The organism is Candidatus Contendobacter odensis Run_B_J11 (assembly GCF_000531125.1).
GTDB lineage: Bacteria > Pseudomonadota > Gammaproteobacteria > Competibacterales > Competibacteraceae > Contendibacter > Contendibacter odensensis.
Genome location: NZ_CBTK010000318.1, coordinates 1 through 8441, shown reverse-complemented (window position 1 = coordinate 8441; position 8441 = coordinate 1). Strand labels below are relative to the sequence as shown.

At 57.3% G+C, this 8441-nt stretch carries 8 protein-coding genes and 2 pseudogenes; 9 read left to right on the top strand and 1 reads right to left on the bottom strand.

Going from position 1 to position 8441, the window contains the following annotated elements:
* The 7 genes and pseudogenes from BN874_RS21780 to BN874_RS26285 all read left to right on the top strand — a co-directional run.
* A partial coding sequence (locus tag BN874_RS21780) for an ArgK/MeaB family GTPase (protein WP_051498199.1) occupies positions 1-922 on the top strand: 922 nt, incomplete at its 5' end.
* 62 nt (positions 923-984) lie between these two features.
* Positions 985-2217, top strand: a pseudogene (ccrA, locus tag BN874_RS21775) (crotonyl-CoA carboxylase/reductase); the annotation flags it as partial.
* A gap of 159 nt (positions 2218-2376) precedes the next feature.
* The gene (locus tag BN874_RS25950) at positions 2377-2736 is read left to right on the top strand and encodes a CBS domain-containing protein (RefSeq protein ID WP_230314522.1); all 360 of its coding nucleotides are present in this window, start codon (positions 2377-2379) and stop codon (positions 2734-2736) included.
* Between the two features lie 69 nt (positions 2737-2805).
* Positions 2806-3804, top strand: coding sequence for an NADPH:quinone oxidoreductase family protein (locus BN874_RS21770; RefSeq protein ID WP_034437078.1), 999 nt, complete (start codon positions 2806-2808; stop codon positions 3802-3804).
* Positions 3794-4267 (top strand): hypothetical protein, encoded by a 474-nt coding sequence (locus tag BN874_RS21765; RefSeq protein WP_154725075.1) that lies wholly within the window; start codon positions 3794-3796, stop codon positions 4265-4267. The genes BN874_RS21770 and BN874_RS21765 overlap by 11 nt, the downstream gene beginning before the upstream one ends.
* A 121-nt stretch (positions 4268-4388) precedes the next feature.
* Entirely contained in the window at positions 4389-5054 is a 666-nt protein-coding gene (locus tag BN874_RS21760) for a Shedu anti-phage system protein SduA domain-containing protein (protein ID WP_034437075.1), read from the top strand.
* A gap of 66 nt (positions 5055-5120) precedes the next feature.
* Positions 5121-5225 (top strand): annotated as a pseudogene (locus BN874_RS26285) (UPF0175 family protein); the annotation flags it as partial.
* On the opposite strand, the gene BN874_RS21755 reads toward BN874_RS26285, so the two are convergent.
* Positions 5215-5898 (bottom strand): Crp/Fnr family transcriptional regulator, encoded by a 684-nt coding sequence (locus tag BN874_RS21755; protein WP_034437073.1) that lies wholly within the window; start codon positions 5896-5898, stop codon positions 5215-5217. The pseudogene BN874_RS26285 and the gene BN874_RS21755 overlap by 11 nt on opposite strands.
* Before the next feature lie 138 nt (positions 5899-6036).
* On the opposite strand from BN874_RS21755, the gene BN874_RS21750 reads away from it, so the two are divergent.
* Both BN874_RS21750 and ubiU read left to right on the top strand, forming a co-directional pair.
* The gene (locus BN874_RS21750; protein WP_034437072.1) at positions 6037-7239 is read left to right on the top strand and encodes an NnrS family protein; all 1203 of its coding nucleotides are present in this window, start codon (positions 6037-6039) and stop codon (positions 7237-7239) included.
* 109 nt (positions 7240-7348) lie between these two features.
* Positions 7349-8344, top strand: coding sequence for a ubiquinone anaerobic biosynthesis protein UbiU (gene ubiU / locus BN874_RS21745; RefSeq protein ID WP_034437080.1), 996 nt, complete (start codon positions 7349-7351; stop codon positions 8342-8344).
* The last annotated feature ends 97 nt before the right edge of the window (positions 8345-8441 follow it).

Here is an 8441-nt window from a genome sequence, read left to right as displayed (position 1 = left end):
CCTACACGACGCTCTTCCGATCTTCGATGCCCGTCGGCCAGCGGCCCGCCAATGCGCCGCCGAGTTTCTGGATTGTTTGCCGGCGGAACAACTGGAGACTGGCGGCCACCTGATCGGCATCACCGGCCCACCAGGCGCGGGCAAATCCTCGCTGACCGCTGCGCTGATTCAGGTGTGGCGGCGGCGGGGTTTGAAGGTCGCGATTCTGGCGGTAGACCCGTCTAGCCCGATCAGCGGCGGAGCGTTGCTGGGTGACCGGCTGCGAATGCACGCCAGTGGCGCGGATCGCGAAGTGTTCATCCGCTCGCTGGCTTGTCGCGGCGAGTTCGGCGGGCTAAGCGCCGAAGTATGGCCGATGAGTCTGGCGATGCTGGCCGCGTTCGACATCGTGCTGGTGGAGACAGTCGGGGTCGGGCAGAAGGAGATTGATGTCTCCAAAATGACCGATACCACCTGTTTTGTGGCTCAGCCCGCTTCCGGCGACAGCATCCAGTTTCTCAAGGCCGGCATCATGGAAGTGCCGCATGTGATTGTCGTTAACAAGGAAGATATCGGCCTGGCGGCGCGCAAAACCTTGTCTGATTTGCGCAACACCTTGGGACGACGCACCGACGCCGATGGTTGGCAGGCACCGGCGCTGTCGGCCAGCGCGGCGTTGGGCAGCGGCATCGAACCCTTGGCCGACGCGCTGGACGCGCACCGCCACTGGCTGCTGGAACGAGGGCAATTCACGGCCCGCCGCCAGCGTTGCCAGGCGGAGTGGCTGGTTAAACATTTGCGCGAGGAGTTTGGTCGCTACGGAATCCATCGGTTGGGTGGTGAAGACGCGCTGTTTGCGACCTTGATGGGTCAGTCGCGTCGCCGTTCGCCGATTGCGGAATACGAGGCTCTGCGCGCGCGCGTCCTGCGGCAAGAAAATTAGAGAACACCAACATTTTTCCCCAGTGCCTTTGAGAACGACCCTGACAGAGAGGAATGAAAAAAATGGCGAAAGAACTCTATAACCTCGGTGAAATGCCTCCCTTGGGGTTGATTCCCAAGAAAATGCACGCCTGGCTGATTCGCGCCGAGCGCTTCGGCAAACCGACGGAGGCGTTCCAGCAGGAAGTAGTGGAGGTGCCGAGCATCGCTGATGACGAAGTGCTGGTCTACGTCATGGCGGCGGGGATTAACTACAACAACGTGTGGGCCGGGTTGGGCATTCCAGTCAACGTCATCGCCGCCCGCAACAAGGCCGGCGAAAAAGAAGACTTCCACATTGGCGGCAGCGACGCCTCCGGCATCGTCTACAAAATCGGCAAGGACGTGACCCACGTCAAGGTCGGCGACGAGGTGGTGATGCACTGCGGCACCTGGGATCGCAACTGTTCCTGGGTCAAGAGCGGCGGCGATCCGATGTACTCACCGACTTTCCGCATCTGGGGTTACGAAACCAACTACGGCAGTTTCGCCCAGTTCACCAAAGTGCAGGCCCAGCAGTGCATGCCCAAGCCCAAGCACATGAACTGGGAGGAAGCGGCGGCGTATGTGCTGGTGGCCGCCACCGCCTGGCGGATGCTGCACGGCTGGGACACCCATGAGATCAAAAAAGGCGATGTGGCGCTGATCTGGGGCGGAGCCGGCGGCTTGGGGTCGATGGCGATCCAGATTGCCAAGGCGGCGGGCGCCACGCCGGTCGCCATGGTGTCGGGCGAGGACAAGTTCGATTACTGCATGAAACTGGGGGCGAAGGGCTGCATCAATCGCAACCGCTTCGACCACTGGGGCATGTTGCCGCACTGGAAGGACAACGCCGGTTATGCCAAGTGGCTGAAAGGAGTGCGAGGATTCGGCGCGGCGATCTGGGAAGTGCTGGGCGAGAAGCGCGCCCCGAACATCGTATTCGAACATCCTGGTGAAACCACGATCCCCTCTTCGATCTTCGTCTGCGACACCGGCGGGATGGTGGTGGTCTGCGCCGGCACCACCGGCTACAACGCCACGGTGGATTTACGCTACCTGTGGATGCGGCAGAAGCGCCTGCAAGGCTCGCATTTCGCCAACGGCGAGCAGTCCAATCAGATGAACGAACTGGCGGTGCGCGGGTTGCTGGATCCCTGCATGTCGCGGGCCTTCACCTATGAAGAACTGCCGGTGGCGCATCAACTGATGCACGACAACAAGCATCCGCACGGCAACATGTCGGTGCTGATTGGCGCCACCGAGTTTGGCCTGGGCGCCAGCGGTAAGCCGCCAGTGACGATTCCGCATCCGACCCTGCCCAAGGGCGACGTGCATACCACCCCGGCGCCGTACCCGCTGTCCGAGCCGCTGCCCAGCATCGCCGAGGCCGAGGCGATCACCATCAGCGACGATGGCACCCGGGTCAAAGACTTGATGCATCGCGGCATCGTCGCCTGCGAGCTGGACGACACCGTGGCTCAGGTGGCGAAGACGATGATCGACAGCGAAATTCATGCGGTGGTGGTGATGGAGGGCGGCAAAGCGGTGGGCGTGGTGTCGCAGACCGACATGGTGTTAGCGCGGCAGGGCCGGACCTCGGAACAGGCGCGGGCGATGCTGGCGCGCGAGATCATGACGCCGGGTTGCGCGACCTGCGATGCCGAGATGCTGCTCAGCGATGCCGTGAGCCTGATGACCGGTCGGCGGATGCATCGCTTAGTGGTCACTGAGAACGGCCAGCCGGTCGGCGTGATCTCCATGACCGATGTGGTGCGCAAAATCATCGTTGAGTGAGTGAGATACGGTGCGGGGCGCATTCAACGTGCGCCCCTTTTTTATCCGAAAAATTCGGGAGTTGCGACCATGAAAGCGATTGTTTGCCGCGAACTCACGGGTATCAAAGGATTGGCCCTCGAAGAACTTCCCGCACCCATACCCGCTGTCGGACAAGTCTGCATCCGGGTTCACGCCTGCGGGGTCAACTTTGCCGACAGTTTGATTACCCGGGGTCAGTATCAAGCCCAGCCGCAGCCGCCGTTCAGCCCCGGCTTTGAGGTGGCGGGCGAGATTGTGGAGGTGGGTGAGGGCGCAGCCAGGTTCAACATCGGGGATCGGGTCATCGCGCTCACTCCGCAGGGCGGCTACGCCGAACAGGTGGCCGTCAACGTCAACCGGTGCGTCGCCATGCCGGCGGTGATGTCCTATGAACACGGCGCGGCCTTTCCTATCGTGTTCGGCACTTCGCACATCGCCCTGTGGCATCGGGCGCAGCTGCGGGCGGGCGAGACGCTGGTGGTGCATGGCGCGTCAGGCGGAGTTGGTCTGACCGCAGTCGCCATCGGCAAGCAACTGGGCGCGATGGTGATTGCCACGGCGAACGGCCCGGAAAAACTCGATGTCGCTCGGCAACACGGCGCCGATCATTTGGTGGATACCCGTTACGAAGATGTTCGGGCGCGGATCAAGGCGCTGACCGATGGGCGGGGCGCTGATGTGATTTACGATCCGGTCGGCGGCGATTTATTCACGGCGTCCTTACGCTGCGTCGCCTTCGAGGGTCGAATTCTGGTGATTGGTTTTGCCGGCGGCACGGTGCCGCAGATTCCCGCCAATCATTTGCTGGTCAAGAACGTGGATGTGATCGGTCTAAACTGGCCGGCTTATGCGGAACTGAATCCTCGGGTGATGACCGAGAGCTTTCAAATCCTGCTGCAATGGTATGTGGCCGGGGCGATCCAGCCGCATATCTCGGCGACTTATCCGCTGGAACAGGCGGTAGAAGCGCTGCATCAGGTGGTTACGCGCAAATCCACCGGCAAGGTGGTGATTACGGTGGATGGATCAAAGTCTGATGAAAGCTGAATTAGCGGTTCGCCATTTGGGGCGAGTGACGCAGGCCACGGTGCAAGGCGGCGATGCTGAACTGAAACAGTTTCGCAATGCGCTATTGCTGAAGGATTTTGTCATCGCCGCCGAGGAGGGAAACCGGCTGGAATTGCGCCGCCGCGCCCATCTGACCCAGGATGACTGGCCGATGCGAGTGAGCATTCACCGCGAAGGCAGCCAGTTCGATATTCGCTATTTTCACTATATCCCGTGGGGCTGGATTGCCGGCTTTGTCTTGCTGATGCTGCTGGTGTTGCCGTTCGCCGGTATTCCTAATCCGATTCTGGCGTTCGGGTTGGGGGCGGTAGTGGCGGCGCTGGCGATTTATAAGCAGAAATTCGATTGCCGGCCTGATGCCCGGTTCTGGCAACAGCGCCCGCGCCAGCGCTGGAATGAAACCATGGAGCGGTTGTTGCGAGAGGCGTTCGAGCGCCGGTAGGAAGGCGCACTTGGAAAAGCGGGGCTTGATGCGTGATTAACGGTTCGCTATGGGTTATCGGTGGGCTGATGGTCGTAACTAATTTTGTCTATTGCACTGCTAGGTTTCATCAAGACACACTATGCACTTCCAGTCAGCCGAAGAAGTCCGCGCCCAAGCTAGGCGTAATGATCCCCTGAATGAGTATTTTGTATGCTGGGATCGAATCGCACCTGAAGACATCGCGAGTCTCATTGTGGTTCTTGATTGCGCCAAGCGCGAGGAAGATATCCAGCAGTTTTTGCAGGAGAATCCAAAGTTCTTGATTCAGCACTTGGGCGGAGGTCACGGACGATGGGTAATTCCCAAACAAAAACTTGGCTCCGAACACGTTACGGACTTTCTAATTGCCGAAAAGCACTCTTTCGGGCACGAATGGCAAGCAGTTGAATTAGAAAGTCCACTGAAGCCAATGTTCAACAAGAATGGCGATCCGTCTCAATATCTCAATCATGCGATACGGCAAATCCAAGATTGGCGTGCATGGCTCCTGCAAAATCAGAACTATGCCGCTCGTCTAAAAATTGAGAATGGCCTAGGTTTAACCAATATCAGTCCGAATCTTCAAGGTATTATTTTGATCGGACGTAGAGCAAAGCTTCGAAATGGAACGACGGAACTTCGCCGTCAAATGGTAGCAGATTTAAATATTAGGATTCATACCTATGACTATCTTGTTGAGGCACTTCAAGGTCGATTGAAAGGTCTTGTTATGTGGTCCGGTGAGCAAATAACGGATGAAATCTAACTTCTCCATTGAGCTAAGAGTCGACAGCGTTCCGCCGTTGTCTCCAGATCATATCGAACGTCGGATTTCCAAGCACGGGCGCGGATGGCAATGGCGGTCAAGCTTTACGAATTGGGTACACTGACTTCGGGACAGGCGGCGGGTTTTGCGGGTGTCTCGCTTAGGGATTAAACCGTTTTAGCCGTTCCGCATCCAGCACTGTAATTTTTTTACCTTTCACCGCAATTAACCCAAATTCAGCCAGATTGTGCAGTATTCGTGAGAGAGTTTCCGGCGTCAGATTCAGCCGCGAGGCGATGACATGTTTACTGGCGGGCAGTTCACATTCAGTAGCGCCACTGGCGGCAGCGCTGACCAATTGCAGCAGAAACCCGATGACCCGCTGGGTGGAAGATCGCAGCGAGTAATCTTCTACATCCTGAACCAGACCGTGCAGCCGCATACTCAGCCCCGCCAACATGCGGCAGGCAAAAGCGCTATCGCCGTTAATCGCTGCGAAAATACTCCGTTTGGCGATGTGCAACACGCGAGAATCCACCAGCGCTTGGGCAAAAACCGGACTGGGCCTTTCCAGGAACATGATGGCCTCGCCGAAACACTGGCCCGGCCCAATCAGAGCGACCACTTTTTCGTTGCCCTGCGCCGAGGAAAACGCCAGCTTGATCTGGCCGCTCACGGCGACGTAAAAACCATCCAGCAAGTAGCCTTTCTGAAACAGCATTTGCCCTTTCGCCAGTTCGATTTCGCGTGTCCCTGCCGCAAGACTGAGAATTTCACCGTCGCGCAATTGCTGAAACAGCGGCAACCGAGCCAGCATCCCGCCAACATCAATAGGTGTGTGCATGGGTCTCTCCCGCATCCTCTGTTCAGTCAGCAGCCCGTGGATCAAGGATTGGAAACTTGATGCACGTCAAGGTCATGCTGGCAAGGGTTGCCGTATTTTATCGGGGTTTCACGTTCGCCCCTCATCCTGGAGCCGCCAATGACATCGTCAACGACTGATAGCACTCAACTTCCATTATCCAAAATAGCATTATTGAACCTGGGATTTCGCCCCTTTTTCCTGGGCGCAGCCCTGTTTGCGATAGTGTCTGTTGCCCTCTGGATGGGGGTCTACGCTTTTCAACTGCCTTTGCAAATTGAAGGTATCTCCATCTTTCAATGGCACGCCCACGAGATGATCTATGGATTCGCGGTGGCGGTGATTGCCGGATTCCTGTTAACCGCAGTTAAAAACTGGACGGGCGTACAGACTCTTTACGGATTAGGTCTGTTGGGATTATTTGCCCTGTGGGCTATTCCGCGAATCCTGTTTTTCTTCGGAACATGCTTTATGGGCCTCGCTGCAACGCTGGATATTCTGTTCATACTGAGCCTGATCGTTGCCGTAGCCTACCCTGTGTTCAAGGTTAGGCAATGGAAGCAAATGGGAATCATGGCAAAGCTGGCATTATTGGCCGTTGGAAATAGCTGTTTTTACCTTGGAGCGGCTGGATTCATCGAAAATGGCGTCTATATTGGCATCTACGGCGGACTTTATTTGATCATTGGACTGATGCTCACGATGGGGAGAAGATTAATTCCATTTTTTGTCGAGGTGGGCGTTGGCTATCCGGTAAAACTATTGAACTCGAAATGGCTGGATTTATCGAGCCTCGTTTTGTTCCTAGTGTTTTTCATCGTCGAAGTATTTATTGGCAATCAGCCAATATCCGCTCTTTTATCAATGGGACTGTTTATTATAACCTCGGTCCGGCTGGTAGGCTGGCATACTGTTGGAATCTGGAAACAGCCGTTATTATGGAGCTTATTCATCGCCTTCCTATTGATCGATGTAGGCTTTTTACTCATGGCGTTGCTCCCGTTCTTCAATCTGTCCAAACTGCTGGCGATCCACGCTTTTAGCTTTGGCGGGATAGGCATTGCGACTCTGAGCATGATGGCTCGCGTCTCGCTCGGCCATACTGGCAGGGATGTAAAAAGTCCATCTGTAGCAGTCACCATCGCGTTGGCGGCGCTGATTGCGGGAAGCCTATTCAGAGTGGCGCTGCCTTTGATTGCCGCAGATTTCTATCTGATTTGGGTGCTGGTTTCCCAAATACTGTGGATTGCGGCATTTCTGATCTTCGTGATTATCTATTCACCGATGCTGATTAAACCCAGAGTTGACGGCCAGTTTGGCTAGGATTTAATCGTCAGGTTGATGTTAAAATAGAACAAGTAAAGTTCTATCCGCTTTCCCAAGGACCCCTGTCATTATGCTCGCGTCTACCCCATCGCTCCCGTCCAAATCGCTGGAACTGGTCTGTCCCGCCGGCAATCTGCCCTCGCTCAAGGCCGCCGTGGACCAAGGCGCCGATGCCGTCTACATCGGGTTCCGCAACGACACCAACGCCCGTCACTTTCCCGGTCTGAACTTCGACGCCAAGACAGCGGCCCAAGGCGTCCAGTACGCCCATACCCGAGGTCGGCGGGTGTTCGTCGCGCTCAACACTTTTCCCCAACCGGATGGCTGGGAGCGGTGGCGGAGCGCGGTGGATCAGGCGGCGGAACTCGGCGTGGACGCGGTGATTGCCGCCGATATCAGCGTGCTGGATTACGCCAGCCGCCAGCATCCGCAACTGCCACTGCATCTATCGGTGCAGGGTTCAGCCACCAATTATGAAGCGATCCGCTTCTATCACGAGCATTTCGGCATCCGCCGCGTGGTGTTGCCTCGGGTGCTGTCGCTGCCCCAGGTTCGGCATGTGCTGGAGCACAGCCCGGTGGGTATCGAAGTCTTTGGTTTCGGCGGCTTGTGCATCATGGTGGAAGGCCGCTGCCTGCTGTCCTCCTACGTCACTGGCGAATCGCCCAATATGTGCGGGGTCTGTTCGCCGGCCAAGGCGGTGCGCTGGGAGGAAACGCCGCAGGGGCTGGAAAGCCGGCTGGGCGGGTTGTTAATGGACCGCTACGCGCCCGGCGAACCGGCTGGTTATCCGACCCTGTGCAAGGGCCGCTTCGCGGTCGGCGATCAGATTTACTACGCGATTGAGGAGCCGACCAGCCTCAACACCCTGGAACTGTTGCCGGAGTTGCAGGCCATGGGCATTGCCGCGATCAAGATTGAGGGCCGCCAGCGCAGTCCGGCCTATGTGACTCAGGTCACCAAGGTTTGGCGGGCCGCGATTGACGCCTGTCGGCGCAATCCAGCCGCTTACGTCCCCAAAGCCGAATGGCTCCGGGAATTGGGCAAGGTGTCGGAAGGGCGTCAGACCACGCTGGGCGCCTATCACCGGACCTGGCAATAAGGAAAATCCTCATGGCTCATCTCGAACCACAGACGCCTTACCACCTATCAGTTCCTCATCACGGGGCAGATCCGATAGAAGGGGGGTAAGGGGAGTT